Origin of the sequence: Paraburkholderia sp. J7, assembly GCF_905220155.1 — a bacterium.
In the GTDB taxonomy this organism is placed as follows: domain Bacteria; phylum Pseudomonadota; class Gammaproteobacteria; order Burkholderiales; family Burkholderiaceae; genus Paraburkholderia.
Map to the genome: position 1 here is coordinate 246,317 of NZ_CAJMYZ010000002.1, position 21,766 is coordinate 268,082.

20 protein-coding genes and 2 tRNA genes are annotated in these 21,766 nt (G+C 64.2%); 15 read left to right on the forward strand and 7 right to left on the reverse strand.

Features of this window, described 5'->3' with window-relative positions; all coding sequences use genetic code 11:
• Positions 1–289: 289 nt before the first annotated feature.
• The 3 genes from U5A58_RS04215 to U5A58_RS04225 all read left to right on the forward strand — a co-directional run bounded on the left by U5A58_RS04215 (position 290) and on the right by U5A58_RS04225 (position 2,462).
• Positions 290–862, forward strand: coding sequence for an ester cyclase (locus U5A58_RS04215; RefSeq protein ID WP_321908316.1), 573 nt, complete (start codon positions 290–292; stop codon positions 860–862).
• A gap of 97 nt (positions 863–959) precedes the next feature.
• A complete protein-coding gene (locus U5A58_RS04220; protein ID WP_321960418.1) occupies positions 960–1,895 on the forward strand; it encodes a LysR family transcriptional regulator in 936 nt (311 codons plus the stop codon).
• A gap of 129 nt (positions 1,896–2,024) precedes the next feature.
• Entirely contained in the window at positions 2,025–2,462 is a 438-nt protein-coding gene (locus U5A58_RS04225) for a PRC-barrel domain-containing protein (RefSeq protein ID WP_321960419.1), read from the forward strand.
• A 124-nt stretch (positions 2,463–2,586) separates the two neighbouring features.
• Here U5A58_RS04225 and U5A58_RS04230 read toward each other — a convergent pair whose 3' ends face one another.
• A complete protein-coding gene (locus tag U5A58_RS04230) occupies positions 2,587–3,441 on the reverse strand; it encodes an urea carboxylase-associated family protein (protein WP_321960420.1) in 855 nt (284 codons plus the stop codon).
• Positions 3,442–3,618: 177 nt separating this feature from the next.
• Between U5A58_RS04230 and U5A58_RS04235 the strand changes: the two genes are divergently transcribed.
• The 3 genes from U5A58_RS04235 to U5A58_RS04245 all read left to right on the forward strand — a co-directional run bounded on the left by U5A58_RS04235 (position 3,619) and on the right by U5A58_RS04245 (position 6,056).
• Positions 3,619–4,518, forward strand: coding sequence for a LysR family transcriptional regulator (locus U5A58_RS04235; RefSeq protein WP_321960421.1), 900 nt, complete (start codon positions 3,619–3,621; stop codon positions 4,516–4,518).
• A 193-nt stretch (positions 4,519–4,711) separates the two neighbouring features.
• The gene (locus U5A58_RS04240; RefSeq protein WP_321908324.1) at positions 4,712–5,023 is read left to right on the forward strand and encodes an antibiotic biosynthesis monooxygenase; all 312 of its coding nucleotides are present in this window, start codon (positions 4,712–4,714) and stop codon (positions 5,021–5,023) included.
• A 19-nt stretch (positions 5,024–5,042) separates the two neighbouring features.
• On the forward strand, positions 5,043–6,056 hold the full coding sequence (locus U5A58_RS04245) for a zinc-binding alcohol dehydrogenase family protein (protein WP_321960422.1): 1,014 nt from the start codon (positions 5,043–5,045) through the stop codon (positions 6,054–6,056).
• A gap of 95 nt (positions 6,057–6,151) precedes the next feature.
• Here the strand turns inward: U5A58_RS04245 and U5A58_RS04250 are convergent, their stop codons facing one another.
• The 3 genes from U5A58_RS04250 to U5A58_RS04260 all read right to left on the reverse strand — a co-directional run bounded on the left by U5A58_RS04250 (position 6,152) and on the right by U5A58_RS04260 (position 7,866).
• Positions 6,152–6,688, reverse strand: coding sequence for a cysteine hydrolase family protein (locus tag U5A58_RS04250; protein ID WP_321960423.1), 537 nt, complete (start codon positions 6,686–6,688; stop codon positions 6,152–6,154).
• Between the two features lie 216 nt (positions 6,689–6,904).
• Complete coding sequence (locus tag U5A58_RS04255) at positions 6,905–7,129, reverse strand: hypothetical protein (RefSeq protein WP_321908330.1); 225 nt, start codon at positions 7,127–7,129, stop codon at positions 6,905–6,907.
• A 242-nt stretch (positions 7,130–7,371) separates the two neighbouring features.
• Positions 7,372–7,866 carry a MarR family transcriptional regulator gene (locus tag U5A58_RS04260; RefSeq protein ID WP_321908332.1) on the reverse strand — a complete coding sequence of 165 codons (495 nt, stop codon included), beginning with the start codon at positions 7,864–7,866 and terminating at the stop codon, positions 7,372–7,374.
• A gap of 199 nt (positions 7,867–8,065) precedes the next feature.
• Here U5A58_RS04260 and U5A58_RS04265 point away from each other — a divergent pair, with 199 nt between their 5' ends.
• Entirely contained in the window at positions 8,066–10,087 is a 2,022-nt protein-coding gene (locus tag U5A58_RS04265; protein ID WP_321960424.1) for an NADPH-dependent 2,4-dienoyl-CoA reductase, read from the forward strand.
• A 59-nt stretch (positions 10,088–10,146) separates the two neighbouring features.
• Positions 10,147–10,644 carry a DUF523 domain-containing protein gene (locus U5A58_RS04270; protein WP_321960425.1) on the forward strand — a complete coding sequence of 166 codons (498 nt, stop codon included), beginning with the start codon at positions 10,147–10,149 and terminating at the stop codon, positions 10,642–10,644.
• An 8-nt stretch (positions 10,645–10,652) separates the two neighbouring features.
• On the opposite strand, the gene U5A58_RS04275 is transcribed toward U5A58_RS04270, so the two are convergent.
• The gene (locus U5A58_RS04275; RefSeq protein ID WP_321908338.1) at positions 10,653–11,531 is read right to left on the reverse strand and encodes a LysR family transcriptional regulator; all 879 of its coding nucleotides are present in this window, start codon (positions 11,529–11,531) and stop codon (positions 10,653–10,655) included.
• A 121-nt stretch (positions 11,532–11,652) separates the two neighbouring features.
• Between U5A58_RS04275 and bla the strand changes: the two genes are divergently transcribed.
• Entirely contained in the window at positions 11,653–12,528 is an 876-nt protein-coding gene (gene bla, locus U5A58_RS04280; protein ID WP_415774170.1) for a class A beta-lactamase, read from the forward strand.
• Positions 12,529–12,678: 150 nt separating this feature from the next.
• Positions 12,679–14,412 (forward strand): methyl-accepting chemotaxis protein, encoded by a 1,734-nt coding sequence (locus tag U5A58_RS04285; RefSeq protein WP_321960427.1) that lies wholly within the window; start codon positions 12,679–12,681, stop codon positions 14,410–14,412.
• A gap of 82 nt (positions 14,413–14,494) precedes the next feature.
• On the opposite strand, the gene U5A58_RS04290 is transcribed toward U5A58_RS04285, so the two are convergent.
• Positions 14,495–15,916: an aldehyde dehydrogenase family protein gene (locus tag U5A58_RS04290; RefSeq protein WP_321960428.1), complete on the reverse strand. Its 1,422-nt coding sequence runs from the start codon at positions 15,914–15,916 to the stop codon at positions 14,495–14,497.
• Between the two features lie 101 nt (positions 15,917–16,017).
• Here U5A58_RS04290 and U5A58_RS04295 point away from each other — a divergent pair, with 101 nt between their 5' ends.
• From U5A58_RS04295 to U5A58_RS04310, 4 genes are all read left to right on the forward strand, one after another.
• Positions 16,018–16,959 carry a LysR family transcriptional regulator gene (locus U5A58_RS04295; protein ID WP_321960429.1) on the forward strand — a complete coding sequence of 314 codons (942 nt, stop codon included), beginning with the start codon at positions 16,018–16,020 and terminating at the stop codon, positions 16,957–16,959.
• 168 nt (positions 16,960–17,127) lie between these two features.
• Positions 17,128–19,320, forward strand: coding sequence for a TonB-dependent siderophore receptor (locus U5A58_RS04300; protein WP_321960430.1), 2,193 nt, complete (start codon positions 17,128–17,130; stop codon positions 19,318–19,320).
• 132 nt (positions 19,321–19,452) lie between these two features.
• Positions 19,453–19,537, forward strand: a tRNA-Leu gene (locus U5A58_RS04305).
• A gap of 277 nt (positions 19,538–19,814) precedes the next feature.
• Positions 19,815–19,890 (forward strand) — tRNA-Ala (locus U5A58_RS04310).
• 123 nt (positions 19,891–20,013) lie between these two features.
• On the opposite strand, the gene U5A58_RS04315 is transcribed toward U5A58_RS04310, so the two are convergent.
• Positions 20,014–20,457, reverse strand: coding sequence for an Lrp/AsnC family transcriptional regulator (locus U5A58_RS04315; protein ID WP_321960624.1), 444 nt, complete (start codon positions 20,455–20,457; stop codon positions 20,014–20,016).
• A 249-nt stretch (positions 20,458–20,706) separates the two neighbouring features.
• Here U5A58_RS04315 and U5A58_RS04320 point away from each other — a divergent pair, with 249 nt between their 5' ends.
• Entirely contained in the window at positions 20,707–21,723 is a 1,017-nt protein-coding gene (locus U5A58_RS04320) for a 1-aminocyclopropane-1-carboxylate deaminase (RefSeq protein WP_321960431.1), read from the forward strand.
• Positions 21,724–21,766 lie beyond the last annotated feature (43 nt).

The window sequence follows — 21,766 nt, forward strand, 5'->3', positions numbered from 1 at the left end:
GATAGCAGCGCGCCGGCCTCGACTCACTGAAAACAATCGTTAGCAAACAAGCGTCGCCTTTCAGTCGATTTTTCTGTCCAGCTTGAAAATCATTCAAGAACGGGACACATTATCAAACGGCACGATATTAAGCAAAATGGTTGCACTTCCACAGCGGTTCCACCGCTTTCTGGAGACAACCATGCGGTTTCCCATTCTGGTTGTGCTCCCGCGCATGATACGCAGTACGAATTACATTGTTTCAAACCGATTCAGTGAATTTGACCATCACGCATTCAAGGAGTCTCACATGAACACGCAAACCGCTTTCTCTGCTGTCTTCCGCGCCTCTGTCGCCACGCTGTCCGCCGCCACCGCTTTGCTCGGTATCGCGTTGCCGGCCGCAGCGGCGACGAACGACAGCCTGGTGCAGCCGCAACAACTCATCGTCGACAAGAGCCTGCCGAAGCATCAGGCACAACAGCAGATTCGCGCCGCGCGCCTCTACGACACGTTCTGGAGCACGGGCGACGAAGCCCAGGCCCGCGAAGCGCTGGCCGCCGACTTCACGGACCGCACGCTGCCCGCCGGCCGCCCGCAAGGCGTGGCCGGGCCGCTCGCGGCATCGAAGGTGTTCCACGGCGCGGTGCCCGACGTGCATGCCGACGTCGAGCAGATGATCGTGACGGGCGACCGCGTGGTAACCCATCTGCACTTCACGGGCCATTTCACGGGTACCTTCAACGGCGTGCAGGGCAAGGGCCAGCCGGTGGATTTCATTGCCACGGACATCTACCGCATCCGCGACGGCAAGATCACCGACAACTGGCACCTCGAAGACAACCTCACGTTCCTGCAGCAACTGGGCGTAGTCGCCAAATAAGCGCGCACTGTGCATGCCAGTGGCGGTCCGCACGCTTCGCGGGCCGCGCAGGCGTATCGCGCTACCATCGCTGTCACCTTCATCGCAATGCGCGGCCATGGACAATCTCGGAGACATTCGCCTTTTCGTCGAAGCGGCCAGTCTTGGCAGCCTGTCGGCTGCCGGCAGAAAGCTTGGGCTCTCGCCCGCCGCAGCGAGTGCGAGGCTCGTGAAGCTGGAAGGCGTGCTCCACACGCAGTTGTTCGAGCGCTCCACACGCAAGCTGCGCCTGACCGACGAAGGCCGCATGTATCTCGCGCATTGCCAGCACGCGCTGCAAACGCTCGACGACGCGCGCGCCGCGCTGCAAGCCGGGCGCACGTCGGTGAGCGGCGCGCTGCGCGTGTCGGCCACGTCCGACTTCGGGCGCGCCGTGCTGCGCCATTGGCTCGACGAATTCAACGAGCGGCATCCACAGGTCACGCTCACGCTCGTGCTCTCCGATTCGCTCTCGCACCTGCTTCAAGACGATATCGATCTCGCGATTCGCTTTGGCGTGCCCGCCGATAGTGGGATGGTCGCGAGGCGCATGGCCGACAATCGCCGCGCGCTGTGCGCGTCGCCCGACTATCTTGCCGCCCATGGTGCGCCGAGCCACCCCGACGAGTTGCACGAGCACGACTTCATCCTGCTTGCCTCGACGGCGGGTGTGGCGAACCACTGGCGCTTCACGCGCGGCGAAGAAACCGCGCTTTTTTCGGCGCCGCTCGAGCGCTCGCGCCAGACCAACGACGGCGCGCTGGCGCGCGAGTGGGCGATCGAAGGGCGCGGTGTGGTGATGAAGTCGATCTGGGACATAGGCGCCGATTTGCAGGCCGGGCGGCTCAAACTGCTCTTGCCGGAGTGGCGCAGCCCGGACGTGCCTGTGAACGCGCTCTTTCAGCGCACGCCCTATATGGCGCCGCGCGTACGCACGCTGCTCGACTTTCTCGAGCAGCGCTTCGCCGAGGCTTCCGAAGCGCTGGCGGCGTTTTTGCGTCAGGCGCCCCTTTAGTTGCTCTCGCGCAAACAGCTTGAGCGCAGCGCCTCGCCATACCGGCTACCATGACACTCCGCCCGCAGTCTCGCAGTGACTCGCAACGACCTGCGCGGCGAAATAACCGGAATACAGGAGCGAAACAAGATGCTTTTCCGCAAGACGATGTTGGCCGTAGCCGTATTCGGCGCCGTGGTGGCCAGTGCCAGCGCGAATGCCCAGATCGCGGGCGCGCAGCCCTTGAGCGTGTCGGTCGAGCAGTCGCAGGCACTGCTCGAAGGCTGGAGCGTGAAGAAGAGCGTGCTCGGCAAGCCCGTTTATAACGACGACAACGTGAAGATCGGCACCGTGCGCGACCTGATCGTCGCACCGGACGGCTCGGTTTCCGCGGCCATCGTTGCGGCGGGCGGCTTCCTCGGCGTCGGTTCGCACGACGTGGCCGTGCCCATCGCGTCGCTCGACGTGCGCCAGGGCAATCTCTATCTGCCCGGCGCAACCAAGGATGCGCTGAAGGCCACGCCCGCGTTCCAGTACGCGAAGGTCGAAACGCCGCCGAAGCCGAAGAAGGTCGAGAAGCAGCAGTAAGGCGCAACCGCTGTACACCGTCGGGCCATGCGAACACTTGGGTGGGCGCATGGCCCGACGGCTTTTGCGCGATGGTTTTTTGTCTGGCGCGAGGAGCCGCACCGGCTGCGCTCGCTCGGGCGACTCAGCAACCGCACTTCCAGTCGGGCTGCTGCAAAGCCATGCCGTGCAGGCCGCGATATTCGGCAACAGGCGGCGAAGACCAGCCTTCCAGTAGCGCGGGCGCGAGCCGATAGATCTCGATGCCGAGCGGCCGGCAGACTTCCAGCGGGTCGCGTGCGTCCGGTCCCCACATCGGCAGCGAAAGGTCGCCGCCGGGGCAGGTCGAAAGCGCGCACAACAGGTCGATCTCGGCGAAAAACTCGAGGTAGTCGCCCTTCTTCGCCGGGCAGGCCTTCATGAAGTATTTGTCCTCCAGATTCAGGCCCGTGCACTGGAACACGTTGAGCACATCGTGCACGTCGTATTCCGTGAGGCCATACGGCGCGATGGCGCGCGTGAGATTCGAGTGGCAATGGAAATGGAAGTCTTCGCCAGTCAGCATGCGGTTCACGTAGGGGTCGCAGCGCGTGCCGAGCAGGTCGTGAACGCGCCCGCCGTGCTCGTCCACACCGCAGCCTGCGAGGCTGTCGTCCGTGATGGTGACGAGCGGGCGCAGGAAGGGCAGCGTGGACCACAGGCGGTCGAAGGTGCTCACGTGCGCCTGCTGGAGTTGGCGCGTGCGCGAAGCCCACATGCGTTCGCGCGGATCGTGCCGGTTCCATAGATTGAGGTCGGCCACTTGCGGGCCTTCGATCGTCACGATGCGAAACACGTGCCCGGCGTGGACGCTCCAGGCCTCGCCCGAGCGTATCGGCACGACAATGGATTCGATCAGCTCGCGCTGACCTTGTTCTTCAGCGATGCGGCGGTAAAAGGGCTTGTTCACGTCGAGCGCGGAGCCCTTGGTCGACTGGTAGGCGGCGGGATAGTTCAGCATTGCCTCGTACTCCTGTATGAACGACCTGCGTTTCCAACTGGGAAGTATAGAACTGCTGCCCATTTCGCTGATCCGCGCACGAGGCCCGCGCGCGGCGGCTTCCTGTACAGTTCGCATACTCCATGACTGCCGCGCTGGCTTGCGGGGCGAGCGCAGCCCAACGAGACGCGACGGAACATGATCAGACTGGAAGACCTCGTCATTTTTATCAGTGCGGCGGACAACGGCAGCCTCTCGGCCGCCGCGCGTCAGCTCGATCTCACGCCCGCCGTGGCGAGCGCGGGCCTCAAGCGCCTCGAAACCGAACTCGGCACGCGCCTGCTCGCACGCTCCACGCGCAGCCTGCGCCTCACGCCGGACGGCGAGCGCTACCTGGACTACGCGCGCGGTGTCATGGAGCAGGTGGAGGCCGGCCAGAACGCCGTAGCGCATGGGCGCAAGATGATCGGCGGCAGCGTTTCGCTGTCGATTCCTTCCGATCTCGGGCGCAACGTGCTCGCGCCCTGGCTCGACGACTTCCAGACGCAGCATCCGGCGGTGTCGTTCCAGGTGCACATTGGCGACAGCGTGACCGACATGTTCCGTTCGCCAGTGGCCGTGGCGGTTCGCTACGGCGTGCCCGAAGATTCCTCACTCGTCGCGCTGCCGCTCGCGCCCGAAAACCGGCGCGTGCTGTGCGCCGCGCCCGGCTATTTCGTGCGTCACGGCAAACCCGCCACGCCAGCCGATCTCTCGCGCCACAACTGTCTGCGCTTCGCGCTGAGCGACACGCTGCACGACCGCTGGACCTTCTATCGCGGCGACGACGCCAGCGTCGTGGCCGTGCACGGCAACCGCAGCAGCGACGACGGCGAACTCGTGCGCCGCTGGGCCGTGGCGGGGCATGGCCTTGCGTACAAATCGCGTCTGGACGTGCTCGCCGATATCAAGGCGGGCCGCCTCGAAACCGCGCTCGACGCGTATCAAGGCGAAGGCGCGCCGCTGCATCTCGTGTGCGCCCACCGCACGATGCTCTCACCAACCGTCAACGCATTGCGAGACGTGCTGCGCGATCGTATTGCCGCGTTTCTTGCCTGACGTGTCATTGCGCAGTCAGCCCGCTACGGGCCTGATACCTGGCCCGCTGGCTCCGGCCTTTCCGCCGCTCGCGCCGCTCGATCCCGCTCGCGATTTTCAAAACAGCTTTGAAGCTGAATTCGCCGTTTGCCGCTAGGCGCGCGGGTCGCGCTGGCCGATTATTCGTACCAACACGAACGGCACGGAGGCCTCGATGATCGTCGCGATAGGCCGCTTTTACCTGAGAGCCGACAAGATTTCGCATTTCGAGGCGGCCTGGCTGCGCGTCTGCCCGTTGCTTACGAGCAAGCCGGGTTATCGCGGTCATCGCCTGGGTCCGCAGTGCGAAGACGAAGGCTGCTACGTGCTGGAAGTGGAATGGGACAGCCTCGACGCACAGAGCGCGTTCATGATGCACGGCGATTTCCGGACCTTCCTGCACGCGCTGTGGCCATACTTCTCGGCGGACCCGGATCTGTATCACTTCGAGCCGCTCGCGCAACCGAGCCGGTTTCCTGCAATTTGACTGTCTGGAGGTATTCACGATGAAAGCGATTGGTTACTACCGCAATCTCCCCATCAGCGACCCCGAATCGTTGGTCGATCTCGAACTGCCCGATCCGCAGCCGGGCCCGCGCGATCTGCTCGTCGAAGTGCACGCGGTGTCGGTCAACCCGGTCGATGTGAAGGTGCGCGCGAATATGGCGCCCGAAAACGGCGAGGCGAAAGTGATCGGCTGGGACGCGAGCGGCATTGTGCGCGCCGTGGGCCGCGACGTGACGCTCTTCAAGCCGGGCGATCGCGTGTGGTACGCGGGCTCGCTGCTGCGCCCCGGCACCAACAGCGAACTGCACGTGGTGGACGAGCGCATTGTGGGCAGCATGCCGCAAAGCCTGAATTTCGCCGAGGCGGCCGCGTTGCCGCTCACCTCCATTACGGCGTGGGAACTGCTGTTCGATCGCCTCAAAGTGCCCGAGGGCACGGCGCCGTCCGGTGAATCGCTGCTCGTGATCGGCGCGGCGGGCGGCGTGGGCTCGGTGCTCGTGCAGCTGGCGCGCAAGCTCACGGGCCTTACCGTCATCGGCACGGCTTCGCGGCCCGAAACGTCGAAGTGGGTGAGCGAGCTGGGCGCGCATCATGTCATCGACCATACGAAGCCGCTTTCGCAGGAGCTCAAGCGCATCGGCATGGAAGGCGTGGACTATATCGCGAGCCTGAACCAGACCGATCATCACTTCGACGAGATCGTCGCCTCGATCAATCCGCAGGGGCATCTCGCGCTGATCGACGACCCCGAGCTGGTCGACTTCCGCAAGCTCAAGAGGAAGTGCGTGGCGCTGCACTGGGAGTTCATGTTCACGCGCTCGATGTTCGGCACGAAAGACCAGATTCGCCAGCACCAACTGCTGAACCGTATGGCCTCGCTCATCGACGAAGGCGTGTTGCGCACGACGCTCAACGAGAGCTTTGGGACCATCAACGCGGCGAACCTGCGCCGGGCGCACGAACTCGTGGAGACGAACCGTTCGCGCGGCAAGCTCGTGCTCGAGGGATTCTAAACAACGGACTGCTAATCGAAGCCACGACAAGGCATTCGATCGCACTCGCATCTTGGGCTGCGGATGCGATCGAACACCGGCGCGAGCGCCGTAGCTCACTCAAACGCACAATCTACGGTGCGAACGAGCTTGACGAACGGCCCGCTCAAGGTGCGGTTATGGTGCTCGATAATCGACGCGGCGCCGAGCACGGGCGTATCCATGGTCGTGTGAGCGTCCGCGACGAGCAGCGCCTTGAAGCCCAGGTCGCCCGCGGCGCGGCAGGTCGAATCCACGCAATACTCGGTCTGCATTCCCGCGATGACGAGCTCGCCCACGTTGGCGTGCGCGAGCCGCTGCGCGAGATCGGTGCCGGTGAAGCAATTGGGGCGGCGCTTCTCGAACACGCTGTCGATATCCGGGTCGATGGCGAGCGCCGGCAGCAAGCGCGTGAGCGGACTGCCCGGCTCGATGGGCGAACCCGGCGGCCCGACGTGGCGTGCGGCGAAGACCGGCGCGCGAGCCTTGCGGGCTTTCGCGATCAACTGCTCGATATTGGCGAGTACGCGCTGCCCCTCGAACGGTGCATTGGGGCCGTTGAACAGGCCTTCTTGCATATCGATGACGAGAAGGGCGCGAGCGAGGCTGGGCATGGTGGCTCTCCGGTGGTTGTGCCCGCAACGCACGGAGAAACGACAAGGCCCCGTCCATTGCTGGCGGGGCCTTGTGATCGATACGAAATCTAATGTGCGCGCACCGAACTCACGACCCGCCGGAAGCGGTCGTGGTAGTCGTCGTGGTGAGCAGGTGCGCGTTCATGAGGACGATCATGCAGGAGGCGGCATGAGGCGTCAATCGTGTTGCGCGCGTCAGCGCGAACTCTCGGGGCGCTGCCAATGTGCGTTGGCTTGCTTGTCCGTAATGCGGACCTTGGCCAGCAGCGGCTTGTAGCCCCGCAGGACGATCTCGCTGATCGCGAGATGCTCCGAGCGGAAGATGTTGTCGGCGAACTTGCTGCCGTCCGCGAATTCCAGGGCGTAGCCATCGATTGGCCCCCATTGGCCCCTCGGCAACGGTTCGATATACACGTCCATGATGAGTCTCCATTGAATAACAAGCGAATAAGAAGCGTCGTTCGTTTCAGTCTATCGCAGTGAAAGACGACTTCCCTGCCGCATTGTTGCGCTGCAATTGCCTTGCCGTTCAATGGCTTACGTGACGTCTTTCACGATAAGAGAAGGTGTCCTTCCATGTGCAATTGCCGGCCCGCATCCGGGACTGCGTCATTTGCACACACCGGGCGCGCATTGCACGATATGAAAGCGAGAGGGGGCATTCACTCCGGCTCGCGCTGCGCCTGTGCGCCCAGATCGATCTCGTCCATGCCTTTGTTCAGCTGATTCAGGAAATGCACGAGCGAAACCTTGTCGTCGAAGCGAAAGCTCGCAAGCGCCTGCCGATAGAACTCGTAGATCTTCGGCTGCAGGCTCTCCCAGAACACTTTGCCTTGTTCGGTGAGCACGACTTTTTTCGCGCGCCGGTCCACGGTGTCGGCTACGCGCAGCACGTGCTCGTCGCGCTCCAGACGCTTGAGCACGCCGTCGAGACTCTGGCGGCTCACCACGAGGTAGTCGGCCAGCTCGGAAAACGACATGCCCTGCGCTACTTGTGGGCGCGACAGCGCGCCCAGCACCGACCACTGCACGGTCGTGATGCCGAGCGCCTTGGTCGTTTGCCGGTCTAGCGTGTTGCCCGCCTGGAACAGCCGAAAGAACAAACGGTTGTGAATGGACGAGACGGACTGGTCGTACGAAGGGTCGTTCTGGGTCATGGGCGCCTTTCGGTACCCGCGCGGGTGCGCAGGCAATGAGACAAATACCTGATACGAAAATAGTGAAGGGAAGGGGACACGCCGTCCATTTGGGCAATACCCCTCCTCGTACCCTCAATATATATCATGATGTTGACGTAATTAAGGGGCTCGCCTAGAGTGTGGGAACGACGCACGAGAATATCAAGAGACAACCCCCATGGCGAACTACGACCGGCTTTTGACCCCGCTTCGCGTTGGCGCAACGCTGCTCCCCAACCGCATGGTGATGGGCGCGATGCACACGCGGCTCGAAACACTCGACCGCCCGCACGAGCGCCTCGCCGCGTTCTATGCGGCGCGCGCAGCCGGGGAGGTCGGCCTGATCCTGAGCGGCGGGTTCGCGCCGAACCCCGAGGGCGTGATGGAGGCGGGCGGCCCGCTCTTCAATCGCGCCGAACAGCTAGGAGAGCATCGTGTCGTGACTCGCGCGGTTCATGAGGCCGGGGGAAAGATTGTGCTGCAGATCCTGCACGCGGGCCGCTATGCGAAAGTGCCCGAATGCGTGGGGCCCACGGCGGCCAAGGCAAGGATCAACCCGTACGCACCGCGCGCGCTCAGTACGCAGGAGGTGCGCGCCACGATCGCCGATTTTGCCCGCACGGCGGCGCTGGCGGTTCAGGCCGGCTACGACGGCGTGGAGATCATGGGCTCGGAAGGCTATCTGATCAACGAGTTCACGGCGGCCGTCACCAACGGGCGCGACGACGAATTCGGCGGCAGCTTCGCAGGCCGCATCCGCTTTGCGCTCGATATCGTGCGTGCCGTGCGCGCGGAAATGGGCCGCGAGTCCATGCTGATCTACCGCATCTCTTCCATCGACCTCGTGGAAGGCGGCATGAGCGGCGCCGAAATCGCGGCGTTCGCGCAGGAGATCGAAGCGGCCGGTGCGGATCTCATCAACACGGGCGTGGGCTGGCACGAATCGGCAGTGCCGACCATTGCGGCGTGCGTACCGCGCGCGGCCTGGCGCGACGCGATTCGCAACGTCAAAGAGGCGGTATCGATTCCCGTGATGGCGTCGAACCGCATCAACATGCCCGAGGTTGCTGAAGAACTGATTGCCTCCGGCGTGGCCGATCTCGTTTCGATGGCGCGCCCGCTGCTTGCCGACCCGGACTTTGCGAAGAAAACGCGGCTTGGCATGGCCGACGAAATCAACACCTGCATCGGCTGCAATCAGGCGTGCCTCGACCGCATCTTCACGGACCGTACGGCGACATGCCTCGTCAATCCGCGGGCCGGGCGCGAGATCGAATTCGCGGCGGCCAAGGCCACGCAGCCCAAACGCATTGCGGTGGTGGGCGGCGGACCCGCCGGCATGGCGTTCGCGACCAACGCGGCTGAACGCGGCCATCGGGTGACGTTGTTCGAGGCCCATGCGCGGCTGGGCGGTCAGTTGAATCTGGCAAAGGTCGTGCCCGGCAAAGCCGAGTTTCACGAGATGCTGCGCTATTTCGACGTGCGCTTAAAGCGGCTTGGCGTGACGGTCCGGCTCGGGCTGGCGGCGACGGCCGACCAGCTCGCGAGCGAGGCCTTCGACGAGATCGTCATCGCCACGGGCGTCACGCCGCGCGTGCCCGATCTCGTCGGCGTCGATCATCCGAAGGCGGTGTCGTATATCGACGTGCTCACGGGCAAGGTCGAAGTGGGCGCGCGCGTCGCGATCATCGGCGCGGGCGGCATAGGCTTCGACGTGGCCGAGTATCTGTTGGGCGACGCGCAGGAATCGCTGGACCGTGGCGCATTTTTCCGTGCATGGGGCGTCGATCTCGCCAATACGCGCGGAGGCGGCGTCACGCGCGTCGACGCGCATGGCGCGCCGCGCCGCAGCGTCCATATGTTCCAGCGTAAGGCGGAGCCGCTTGGCAAGGGGCTCGGCAAATCGACGGGATGGATCTTGAAGGCACGCCTGCGCAAGGCGAACGTGATGATGACCTCGGGCGTGATGTACGACGCGATCGACGACGAAGGCCTGCACTACCGCGTCGACGGCAAGCCGCAGGTGCTGGCCGTCGATCATGTCGTGCTATGTGCGGGCCAGCATTCGAATCGCACGCTCTACGATGAACTCGTCGCGCGCGGCGCAACACCGAAGGTGATAGGCGGCGCCGATGTTGCCGCCGAACTCGACGCGCTGCGCGCCATCGATCAGGCCACGCGCCTCGCGATGGCAATGTGATGCTTCACGATTTCGGCGCGTAGAATGCGAAGGATTCGTGCAATCCGAACGTATCTCGCATGCTCCACCGAATACTCGTTAGCGCTTGTCTGCTCGGCAGCCCCGTTCGCTACAACGGCTCGGCAAAAACCGTTGCGCACGCACTGATCGAACAGTGGCAGCGCGAGGGGTGCCTCGTTCCCGTTTGCCCTGAAGTGGCAGGCGGGTTCGGCGTGCCAAGGCCGCCTGCGGAGATCGCGCATGGCGCGTTGGGAACTGCGGTGCTGGCTGGACACGCGCAAGTGATCGACGTGCGCGGCGAGGACGTTACTGCGCAGTTCGTAGATGGCGCACACGTGACGCTAGAACTCGCGCTCGCGCACGACTGCCGCTTCGCATTGCTCGTGGACGGCAGTCCCTCCTGCGGCAGCCGCGTTATCTACGACGGCAGCTTCACGGGCCGCAAACTTGCGGGCGCAGGCGTGACGACCGCGTTGCTGCGCCAGCACGGCATCGAGGTTTTCGCGGAGTCGGAAATCGACGCGCTTCACGCGCGGCTCCTGCAAGCCAGCGTGTAGCACAACGCTCACGCGTTCTCGCCGCTACCCGCTTCCTTCGCGATCCATTGATTGAACGCGCGCATGGCGGGCGTCGCCGTTTTCCCCTTCTGCGACGTGAGCCAGTAGCTGCCCGCGTGCACCTCGATATCGAAGGGCCGCACGAGCCTGCCTGCCGCGAGATCGCGCTCGAACATCGAAACAGGCGCGAGCGCGATGCCCGCGCCCTGCATGGCCGCTTCCACCATGAGCCGCGACGAATCGAACACGGGTCCGCGCACCGGGCGCGGCGCGAGTCCGGCGGCTTCGAACCAGAGTGTCCAGTCGTCGGCGCGATACGAGCGCAGCAGTTTTTCGTTGGCGAGATCGGCGGGCCGCTGCAGGCGTTGCGCGATATCGGGCGTGCAGAGCGCGGCGAGCGGCGCGTCGAACAGCTTCACGGCGCGCGAACCCGGCCACGTGCCGTCGCCGAACCGAATGGCGAAGTCGAGCCCTTCGCCCGCGAGATCGACGAGATTGTTGTTCGTCATGATGCGCAGCTCGACGAACGGATGCGCGTCGTGAAACGACTTCAGGCGCGGCATCAGCCATCCCACCGCGAACGTCCCCACGGCGCCCACGGTCAGCACCTCGTGAAAGTGGCCGCCCTCGAACTGCCGCAACACGGCTTCGATGCGATCGAACGCATCCGTGAGCACGGGGCGCAGCGCGAGACCTTCGTCGGTGATCGCAAGACCGCGCGGCAGGCGCTTGAAGAGCGTCGCGCCCAGCCGCTCCTCGAGCATGCGGACTTGCTGACTCACGGCCGCCTGGGTGACGTTCAGCTCGCTCGCCGCGCGCGTGAAGCTCAGGTGCCGCGCCGACGATTCGAAGGCGCGCAAGGCATTGAGGGGCAGATTCGGTCGCATGATCGAGCCATAAGTTTTTCTGGGGCGTGGCGCAATTTATCATCGTTTGTCACCTCACGGAGAACACGCGATAGTGGCGGCTCTTTAGGGAGAAGCCATGATCACACGACGTAGATTCACGATGACGGTAGTAGGCGGAGCGATAGCTGGTGTTGCATCTCAGGCGTTCGGCGCGACAGGTGCGAGCGCGGCGAAGCCCGCCCAAGCGGGCGCGCTGGAAAAGCAGCTCGCCGCCATCGAGGCGCAGGTGGGCGGGCGGCTCGGCGTCGCGATGCTCGACACGGCGAGTGGCCACGTGCGCGGCTGGCGGCTGCACGAGCGCTTTCCGATGTGCAGCACGTTCAAGGTTTTGCTCGCGTCGGCCGTGTTGACGCGCAAGGATCATGGCAAGGAAGATCTCGCGCGCAAGGTCGCGTATTCGCATGCGCAAGTCGTGTCGTATTCGCCGGTGAGCGGCCCGCGCGCGGGCGGCGAGGGCATGACGGTCGCCGAGCTGTGCGAAGCGGCGCTCACGCGCAGCGACAACACGGCGGCGAACCTGTTGCTGGAGAGCATTGGCGGGCCGCCCGCGATTACGGCCTTTGCGCGCAGCCTTGGCGACCCGGTCACGCGCCTCGACCGCAATGAGACCACGCTCAACGAAGCAATACCCGGCGACCCGCGCGATACGACCACGCCTGCCGCCATGGTCGCGAACCTGCGCGAACTGCTGCTCGGCGAGCGTCTTTCTGCGGCTTCGCGCGAGCAGCTCATCGCATGGATGATTGCCAACAAGACGGGCGACGCGCGTTTGCGCGCGGGCTTGCCGAAGGACTGGCGCGTGGGCGACAAGACCGGCACGGGCGAGCGCGGCACGGCGAACGATGTGGCGATTGTCTGGCCCGCCGGGCGCGCGCCCATCCTTGTCACGACCTATCTCACCGGCGCGACGCGTGCGAGTTCGGCACAGCGCGATGCGGCGATCGCACAGGTCGGAGTTTGCGTGGCGCATAGCTGATTCAATTGATACGGTATCCTAATCGTATGAAAAGAGATCGATCGTTCGCTTGCCTCGTGCTTTCCTTACGCGCTGTTATATTTGCAACAGTGACTTAATTTTTTGGCGTCGTGGTCGTCAATACACATGACCTCTCACTACGGCGTCCCCATGTCATTCCTTACCAGAATCAAAATCGGCCCGCGTCTCGGCGCGGGCTTTGCCATTGTGTTGCTCCTGCTCGGCGCAGTGGGCGGGACCGGGCTCCTTCAAGCATCGCGCATATTCGACGGCACGCAGCAAATCGGCATGAACTGGCTGCCTAGCATCGAGACGCTAGGCAATCTGCGTAATCAGGCGCAGGACGTGCGCCGCACGTCGCTGCGCATGCTGATCTCCGGCGACGCTAGCGAGAAGGCCGCGCTGCACGATCAGCACGCCCAGATGGTCAGCCAGTTCGGCTCGACGTTCGACGGCTATTCGAAGCTGGTCTCCTCGGCCGAAGAGCGCCGCGTGGCCGATTCGATCGGCACCGCGTGGTCGCAGTATCTCGACGACGACAAGAAGATCGATGCCCTCGCCATGTCCGCAGACGGCGGAGCGGCCGACGCGCGCGCCGCGGTTTCGACCACATCGGCGAAGTCGTTCCAGGCGCTGATGGACCTCATCAACCAGGACGTGACCCTCAATCACAATGGCTCGACCGCCGAAGTCGCCATGGCGAAGGACGCGTACCACAGTGCGTTCGCCTGGACCATCGTGCTGATCGTGATCGCCATTGGCTTTGGCGCCACGATTGCGCTCTTCATCACACGTTCGATCACGGGCCCGATTGCTCGGGCCGTGGAAGTGGCAGAGACGGTGGCGCGTGGCGACCTGACCGCGCGCATCCAGGTGGACGGCAGCGACGAGGCCGCTCAGTTGCTCGGCGCGCTGCGTCACATGAACGAGCGCCTGGTCGACCTGGTGGGCCGTGTGCGCACCGGCAGCGAGGGCATCGCGACGGCTTCCGCCCAGATTGCGGCGGGCAACACCGACCTGAGCCAGCGCACCGAAGAACAGGCCGCATCGCTCGAAGAAACGGCGGCGAGCATGGAAGAGCTCACGGCAACGGTCAAGCAGAACGCCGACAACGCGACGCAGGGCAACACGCTGGCGGGTCAGGCCTCGCAAACGGCCACGCGCGGCGGCGAAGTGGTAGGTCGCGTGGTCGATACGATGCGCGATATCGCGAACAGCTCCGAACAGGTCGCGCAGATCATCTCGGTGATCGAAGGCATTGCGTTCCAGACCAACATCCTGGCGCTCAACGCCGCCGTGGAAGCGGCGCGAGCCGGTGAACAGGGCCGCGGCTTCGCGGTCGTGGCGGGCGAGGTGCGCACGCTCGCGCAGCGCAGCGCGACGGCGGCGCGCGAAATCAAGGAACTCATTAGCGTGTCGGTCGAGCGCGTGAACAACGGCACGGCGCTCGTGGACGACGCGGGCCGCACGATGGGCGAGATCGTGCAATCGGTCAAGCGTGTGGCCGACCTCATGAACGAGATTTCGGCCGCATCGGGCGAGCAGCGCACCGGCATCGAGCAGGTCAACCAGGCCGTCACGCAGATGGACGAAGTCACGCAGCAGAATGCGGCGCTCGTCGAGGAGGCGTCGGCGGCGGCGCAGTCGATGTCCTCGCAGGCCACGGCGTTGCGCGAGATGGTTTCCGTGTTCAATATCGGCTCGGCGGGGCGCACTGCAACGGCGAGCCTCGCGCCGGCGGCGAATGTCGTTGCGAGTGCAGCGGTCAAGCGACCCGCACCTTCGAGGCCCGCGCCCGCGCGTGCCCCCGCTGCGCCCGCTCCGAATGCGGACCGCCGCGAGCCGGCAACGGCCACGTCCGACGACGACTGGCAGACCTTCTGATGTAGCGCGCTAAAGCGCAGTTCGAACGCCCCGGTTAGCAGCACAACCGGGGCGTTTGCATTTTTGCGCGGCTAGCGGCGCATCAAAGCACGCCGAGCGTGGACTTCGGTTCGAGAAACGCTTCGATCCCGAAAGTGCCGTACTCGCGCCCGATTCCCGACTGCTTGAAGCCGCCGAACGGCGCGGCCGGTTCATGCGCGAGCGTGTTGACGAGCACGCGGCCGGCTTCGATCTGCGCGGCCACGCCGCGCGCACGCTCGATATCGGGCGAGAGCACGTAGGCTTGCAGGCCATACGGCGTATCGTTCGCGATTTCGATGGCCTGATCGGTGTCGCGATACGCGATGATCGAAAGCACCGGCCCGAAAATCTCCTCGCGCGCAATCGTCATGTCGTTCGTCACGCCGCTGAACACCGTGGGACGCACGAACCAGCCCGACTCCACGCCGTCGGGCCGCTGCGGGCCGCCCGCAATAAGGCGTGCGCCTTCGTCGATGCCGATGCGGATATACCGCTGCACGCGCTCCCATTGCTTCTGGCTCACCATCGGGCCGACGCTCGTGCGCGTGTCGCGCGGATCGCCCGATTGAATCTGCGCCACGGCCTTCGCAACGCTGGCTTCGAACTCGACGAGCCGCGACTGCGGCACCAGAATGCGCGTGCCCGCAATGCACGCCTGTCCGCTGTTCATGAAACCGGCCTGCAGCGCAAGCGGCACGGCTTCGTCGAAATTCGCGTCGTCCAGCACGATGACGGGCGACTTGCCGCCCAGTTCGAGCGTCACGCGCTTGAGCGTTTCAGCCGCCGTGCGCAAGATCGTCTTGCCGACCACAGTCGAGCCCGTGAACGAAATCTTGGCGACGTCGGGATGCTCCGCGATGCGCGCGCCCACGGTGTCGCCGCGGCCCGTGACGATGTTGAAAAGGCCCGCAGGCAGGCCCGCCGAATGCAGCGCCTCGGTCACGATGCGCGTCTGGATCGCGCTCATCTCGCTTGGCTTGATGACGGCCGTGCAGCCCGCGGCGAGCGCGGCGGCGAGCTTGCCGCAGATGAAGCCCGCGTCGCTGTTCCAGGGCGTAATCAGCCCGGCTACGCCCAGCGGCTGCATGGTGACCTCGGCCGTGCCCGCGCGCCGCGTGAACGCATAGTTTTCCAGCGTCTTCGCGGCGTCGCTGAGCACATTGGAGGCGTGCTGGGCCATCCACCGGCCGCGCGAGACCGGCGCGCCGTACTCTTGCACGATCGCTTCGAAGAGCGCGTCTTCGCGCGCGACGACGGCCTCGTGCAGCGCCATGAGCATCTCGATGCGCTGCGCCTTCGTGGTGCGCGAAAACGCCGGGAACGCGCGTTTCGCGGCGGCGACGGCCGCGTCCGCGTCGGCCGCATCGGCCAGTCGCACGCGGCCGATCACGGCCTCGGTCGCGGGGTTGAAGAGGTCGAAATACGCCTCGCCGTGTGGCGTGACGAACGCGCCGTCGATATAGATCTTGTCGATGATCTGCATGGCTGCTCCAGAAAACGTGAGTCGATGAGAGCAAGATAGACGCTCGGCATTGCGTTGACTAGCCGTACAATGGCGCATGACCTGTTGAGCGATTTGGGATAATGAAAACATCGGGCCTGGTGGAACTCGAAGCCGTGCTGGCCGTGGCGCGCCATCGCAGCTTTCGTGCGGCGGCGGACGAACTGAGCGTGTCGACCTCGGCGCTCAGTCACGCGGTGGCGGCGCTCGAAGCGCGCATTGGCGTGCGGCTCTTCAATCGCACCACGCGCAGCGTGGCGTTGACCGAAGCGGGCACGCAGTTCGTGGGCAGCGTCGCGCCCGCGTTGTCCACGATCCGCGAGGCGCTCGACCAGGCGGGCAGCTTTCGCGATACGCCCTCGGGCACGTTGCGCATCAATGCTTCGGTTGGCGCGGCGAAGCAGGTCATGCCCGTTCTCATCGCCTACCTGCAGCGTTATCCGGAGATGAAGCTCGATCTCGTCACGCAAGGGCGGCTCATCGACATCGTGGTCGAAGGCTACGACGCCGGCATACGTCTGGCCGAAATCGTGCCGCAGGACATGATCGCCGTGCCGTTCGGCGACCGTCAGCGATTCGCTGTGGTTGGCAGTCCGGACTATTTTGCGAAACATAAGGCGCCACGCACGCCCGCCGATCTGAAGTCGCATCGTTGCATACGCAGCCGCATGCCTAGCGGACAAATCTACCAATGGGAGTTCGAGCGGCGCGCTCAGGCCGTGCGCGTGGACGTGGAGGGCGCGTTGACGCTCGACGAGCCGGGTCTCATGCTCGCGGCCGCGCGCGACGGACTCGGCCTCGCGTATCTGACTGAATGGAACGTAAGCGCCGACCTGGCGGCAGGCACGCTCGTGCGCGTGCTCGAAGACTGGACGCCGCCGCTTGACGGCCTCTGCCTCTACTACCCCGGCCGGCGGCACGCGCCAGCGGGACTGCGGGCGCTGATCGAAACGATCCGCGAACACGCCGACGCCATGCGCGCGCCCGCAAAAAAGAGCCGGCGCGGGCCTGTTGCCGGCCGCTGAGCACGCTTACGCCGTCCATACATCGCTGTTGCATTTCCCCGACAGGATGTAAGCTCATCTATTGAAATAAGAATAATTCCCATTATCATCTCGGCTCTTTCGCTGATCGGGGCCGGATGGCTGCTCGCCCCGGACAGCGCCGGTTGAACGCAAAGAAGAAGGGAAAGCATGGCTTCGGGGAAGCGCACATCGCGCACGCGCACGCAACAATGGCGCAGGATCTGCGCGCACGCGCTCATCAACTCCACGCTGGCGGCGGGCGTGGCTGGCATCGCACACGCGGCGCGCGCAGCCGACGCCGACACCGACACGGCAAGCGCAACAGCACAATCGGCCGCGGCTGCCGACGCCGCCACCCAGCTCGCGCCCGTCAAGATCACGAGCAGCAAGACTCAGGGCTACGCGCCGCAAACCGTCGAGACCGGGCAATACCGTGGCATGGACGCGCTCGATGTGCCGGCCACGGTGAACGTCGTCACGCGCTCGGTCATGGACGCCCAGGGCGACACCGGCCTCTACGACGCGCTGCGCAACGTCGCAGGCGTAACGCGCCAGCAGCTCAACGGACTCGCGTACGACAACCTCTCGGTGCGCGGCATTCCGCTCGACAACCGCTCGAGCTTCTATCTCGACGGCCTGCTGCCCATCGACAACAACATCTGGATGCCGATGCAGAACAAGGAGCGCGTGGAAGTGCTCAAGGGGGCGTCTGCGCTGTACTACGGCTTTGGCGCGCCGGCGGGCATCATCAACATGGTGCTCAAGCGCGCGGGCAGCGAGCCTGTCACGAGCATTTCGGTGCTCGGCGACTCGAACGGTTCGATCGGCGCCGCCGCCGACATCGCGCGCCGCTTCGGCCCGAGCGACCAGTTCGGCATCCGCGTGAACGCGATGGATGAGCACGTCGAAACACCCATTGACGGCGACCGCGGCTACCGCAAGTTCGTGAGCGCGGCGCTCGACTGGCGCGTGAACGACAAGCTCAAGCTGCAATACGATCTCGAGCACATCGAAACGAGCATTGTCGAGCAGGCCGGCATTGCGCCGCTTACCGCCGTGAACGGCAAGATCACGCTGCCGGCCATGCCCGACCCCTCGAAGCTGCTCGTGCCGAACGACCGGCCGACCAGGGCGAGCGCGACATCGCAGCTCGTGCGTGCCGACTATGCGTTCAACGACCACTGGAGCGCGATGCTCTCGCTCGGCCAGTCGATCACGCGGCGCGACCGCTGGGCCTGGGTGTTCCAGAAGTACGACGTCGCGACCGGCGCGGGCACGCTGCAAGGCAGCCAGCAGTTCGGGCAGATGTACGAGAACAAGAACGTGCGCCTCGAAGTGAACGGGGACTTCAAAACCGGGCCTTTCACGCATACGGTCACCACAGGTGTCGTGCAGAACTGGCTGTTTCAGCCGGACTTCACGACGTACACGTACACGGCGGCGCAGAACCTCTACGATCCCATCGACATCACGACGCTCAAGCAAAGCGGCAGCGCGCGGCAGTTCTACGCGCAGCATGTGCGCAACAGCGGCATCTATGTATTCGACCAGATCGACATCACGCCGCGTTTGCAGGTCGTGGCCGGCGTGCGCCGCTCCGAGTACATGACTTCGCAAGCCGGTACGCCAAGCTCCGACATCAACCACACCTCGCCTTCGGGGAGCATTACCTACCGCATTACGCCGCAGACAAGCGTCTACGCGAGCTATGTCGAAGCGCTCGAATCGGCGGGCAGCGCGCCGGCCACGGCGGTCAACGCGAACCAGATCCTGCCCGCGGCGGTGAGCCGGCAGCAGGAAGTGGGCGTGCGCACGCGCCTTGCCGGCAACACGCTCGTATCGCTTGCGCTTTTCAACCTCAAGCAGGCCAGCGCAGAAACGAATGCCGACAACGTCTATGTGATGGACGGCAACGCGCGTTACCGCGGCGTAGAGTTTTCAGTGCAGGGCGATGTGACGAAGGACGTCTCGGTCACGGCATCGGCCGTCTATCTCGACGCGACGCAGATCGATTCCTCCGACCCGACGCTCGTTGGCAAGACGCCCGAGAATACGCCGCACGTCACGGCGAGTCTGTTCGCTGAATATCGTGTGCCGGTGCTGGCGGGTCTTTCGGTGAACGGCGGCATCTACTATGTGGGGCCGCGCCAGGTGAACAACGCGAATCAGGCGCAGATCGGCGGCTATACGCTGTTGACCGCGGGCGTGCGCTACGCGACGCGCGTGTACGGCAAACGCGTTTCGGTGCAAGCGAATCTGGAGAATGCCGCCAACCGGCGCTACTGGAGTGCAGCGGGGTCGAATCAGTTGGGCGTGGGACTCGGACGCACACTCGAACTGACTTCAACGCTCGAGTTTTAAGCGTGGGTGCAGCGCTTTAAAAAAACTTCGCGCAGGGTCTTCAAAAATGCGCGACGAGTCGATACAATGGCGACCCTTCGAGCCCAAGAGGCAAGAGGAAACGGGATCGAAAGTCCCGGGTTGTATTGGAATGCCGACGTGGTGAAATTGGTAGACACGCTATCTTGAGGGGGTAGTGGCGAAAGCTGTGCGAGTTCGAGTCTCGCCGTCGGCACCAGAAATCAGGTTCGCGCGCTTGCGCTGCGAATAAGGCGAAAAAGCCGGCTTTTAAGCCGGCTTTTTGCTTTGGCGCGGAAATGATCAGGACTCCAACATAGCAAGCCGTCAGCGGACGAGGGGCGGCGATGGAGAACACGTCACGTCTCGCACGGTGTTCCTCGGAGTGCTTGCGAGGTTGCACGGGCGGCGTATATAATCGCCGCTCTTCGGGCAGGTCCATTAGCTGACTGTGTTCGATTCTGCGTCATCCCACTGGCGCAGAAGCCGTTCTGAATGGGGGTATAGCTCAGCTGGGAGAGCGCTTGCATGGCATGCAAGAGGTCAGCGGTTCGATCCCGCTTACCTCCACCAACAGAACGCGTGGCCTTCGGTCACATTGCAGCAGGCAGGTTGCTGCATCATCCTGATTCACATCCCCACGTTGCGCCGAGACTCACGCATCCTTTGCACAGGATCGCATTCGCGCGTCTGCCGTCATAGCGGCAATGCATGCGTCGAAAGAATCTCCTTGAGCACCATGAAGCTGCGGACCTGCCGCACGCCCGGCAAGTACAGCAACTGCTCCGCATGCAACTGGTTGAAGCTTTCGTTATCACGCGTGCGCACCAGCATGAAGTAGTCGAATTCGCCGGTCACGACGTGGCATTCCACGCAGCCTGAGACCTTCTGCGCCGCTTTCTCGAATGCGGCGAACGCTTCGGGCGTCGAGCGGTCGAGCACAAAGCCGATCACGACCAGCATGCCCGCGCCGAGCGCCTTCGGATCGAGCAAGGCGACGATCCCGCGTATCAGTCCCAACTCCTTGAGTCGTTCCACACGCCACAGGCACGCGGGCGCACTGAGCTTCACCTTGGCTGCGAGGCTGACGTTCGAAATGGAAGCGTCCTGCTGCAAATGCCTGAGGATCGCGCGATCGATGCGATCGAGGGCGGGCTATCGGGCGTAGCGGGAGATTGCCGGGTTAATTTCATTGCGTCATTCGATCGTTTTGCAAACTAAAAGTGTCTGAAAGCGGGGAAGATCGCTTTAAACGTAGGTCGACGATATTTTTTTAGCAAGCTCATTTCGTGGCAAGACGCCTAACATTTCTCCATCGGATGGCCCACGCGATGGCCTGTTCCGACCGTTGATCCCGTTTCGCATGAGCCGACCTTCCGGAGAGAGTCGATGAACCTCCAGCGCTTCCCCCGTTATCCACTGACGTTCGGACCCACACCCATCCAGCCGCTCAAGCGCCTGAGCCAGCATCTCGGCGGCAAGGTGGAGCTATACGCGAAGCGCGAGGACTGCAATAGCGGACTCGCCTTCGGCGGCAACAAGACGCGCAAGCTCGAATACCTGATTCCCGACGCGCTTGCGCAAGGCTGCGACACGCTGGTTTCGATTGGCGGCATCCAGTCGAACCAGACGCGTCAGGTTGCGGCCGTCGCCGCGCATCTCGGCATGAAGTGCGTGCTGGTTCAGGAGAACTGGGTCAACTACTCCGACGCTGTCTACGACCGGGTTGGCAACATCCAGATGTCGCGCATGATGGGCGCAGACGTGCGGCTCGTGCCGGACGGCTTCGACATCGGCATTCGACCGAGTTGGGAGGAAGCGCTCGAGAGCGTGCGCGCGGCTGGCGGCAAGCCGTATGCGATACCGGCGGGCTGCTCGGAGCACCCGCTCGGCGGACTCGGCTTCGTGGGCTTTGCCGAGGAAGTGCGGGCGCAGGAGGCTGAACTGGGCTTCAAGTTCGACTACATCGTCGTGTGTTCGGTGACAGGCAGCACGCAGGCCGGCATGGTGGTCGGCTTCGCGGCAAATGGCCGTGCAGATCGTGTGATTGGCATCGACGCTTCGGCTACGCCGGAGAAGACTCACGCGCAAATCACGCGCATTGCGCGTCATACGGCTGGGCTCGTCGATCTCAACCGCGACATCGGCGAAAAAGACGTGATTCTCGACACGCGTTATGCGGGCCCGGAATACGGCTTGCCGAACGAAGGGACGCTGGAGGCGATTCGTTTGTGCGCGCGGCTGGAGGGCATGCTCACCGATCCCGTGTACGAGGGCAAGTCGATGCACGGCATGATCGACAAGGTGCGCCGCGGCGAATTCGAGCCGGGGTCGAAGGTGCTGTATGCGCATCTGGGCGGCGTGCCGGCTTTGAGCGCGTACAGCTTTATCTTCCGCGACGGCTAACGCGGCGTGGCGGTGCCACGGTCTTTGACTTTGGTCACGGCGC

What these genes read in the sequence shown, in the direction of transcription:
- U5A58_RS04230 (WP_321960420.1), bottom strand. Translation starts at nt 3,441, where the DNA reads ATGCTGAACTATCCCGCCGCCTACCAGTCGACCAAGGGCTCCGCGCTC.
- U5A58_RS04265 (WP_321960424.1), top strand. Translation starts at nt 8,066, where the DNA reads ATGGCGAACTACGACCGGCTTTTGACCCCGCTTCGCGTTGGCGCAACG.
- U5A58_RS04270 (WP_321960425.1), top strand. Translation starts at nt 10,147, where the DNA reads ATGCTCCACCGAATACTCGTTAGCGCTTGTCTGCTCGGCAGCCCCGTT.
- U5A58_RS04300 (WP_321960430.1), top strand. Translation starts at nt 17,128, where the DNA reads ATGGCTTCGGGGAAGCGCACATCGCGCACGCGCACGCAACAATGGCGC.
- U5A58_RS04245 (WP_321960422.1), top strand. Translation starts at nt 5,043, where the DNA reads ATGAAAGCGATTGGTTACTACCGCAATCTCCCCATCAGCGACCCCGAA.
- U5A58_RS04220 (WP_321960418.1), top strand. Translation starts at nt 960, where the DNA reads ATGGACAATCTCGGAGACATTCGCCTTTTCGTCGAAGCGGCCAGTCTT.
- U5A58_RS04255 (WP_321908330.1), bottom strand. Translation starts at nt 7,129, where the DNA reads ATGGACGTGTATATCGAACCGTTGCCGAGGGGCCAATGGGGGCCAATC.
- U5A58_RS04250 (WP_321960423.1), bottom strand. Translation starts at nt 6,688, where the DNA reads ATGCCCAGCCTCGCTCGCGCCCTTCTCGTCATCGATATGCAAGAAGGC.
- U5A58_RS04215 (WP_321908316.1), top strand. Translation starts at nt 290, where the DNA reads ATGAACACGCAAACCGCTTTCTCTGCTGTCTTCCGCGCCTCTGTCGCC.
- U5A58_RS04260 (WP_321908332.1), bottom strand. Translation starts at nt 7,866, where the DNA reads ATGACCCAGAACGACCCTTCGTACGACCAGTCCGTCTCGTCCATTCAC.
- U5A58_RS04285 (WP_321960427.1), top strand. Translation starts at nt 12,679, where the DNA reads ATGTCATTCCTTACCAGAATCAAAATCGGCCCGCGTCTCGGCGCGGGC.
- U5A58_RS04295 (WP_321960429.1), top strand. Translation starts at nt 16,018, where the DNA reads ATGAAAACATCGGGCCTGGTGGAACTCGAAGCCGTGCTGGCCGTGGCG.
- U5A58_RS04320 (WP_321960431.1), top strand. Translation starts at nt 20,707, where the DNA reads ATGAACCTCCAGCGCTTCCCCCGTTATCCACTGACGTTCGGACCCACA.
- U5A58_RS04290 (WP_321960428.1), bottom strand. Translation starts at nt 15,916, where the DNA reads ATGCAGATCATCGACAAGATCTATATCGACGGCGCGTTCGTCACGCCA.
- U5A58_RS04225 (WP_321960419.1), top strand. Translation starts at nt 2,025, where the DNA reads ATGCTTTTCCGCAAGACGATGTTGGCCGTAGCCGTATTCGGCGCCGTG.
- bla (WP_415774170.1), top strand. Translation starts at nt 11,653, where the DNA reads ATGACGGTAGTAGGCGGAGCGATAGCTGGTGTTGCATCTCAGGCGTTC.
- U5A58_RS04275 (WP_321908338.1), bottom strand. Translation starts at nt 11,531, where the DNA reads ATGCGACCGAATCTGCCCCTCAATGCCTTGCGCGCCTTCGAATCGTCG.
- U5A58_RS04235 (WP_321960421.1), top strand. Translation starts at nt 3,619, where the DNA reads ATGATCAGACTGGAAGACCTCGTCATTTTTATCAGTGCGGCGGACAAC.
- U5A58_RS04240 (WP_321908324.1), top strand. Translation starts at nt 4,712, where the DNA reads ATGATCGTCGCGATAGGCCGCTTTTACCTGAGAGCCGACAAGATTTCG.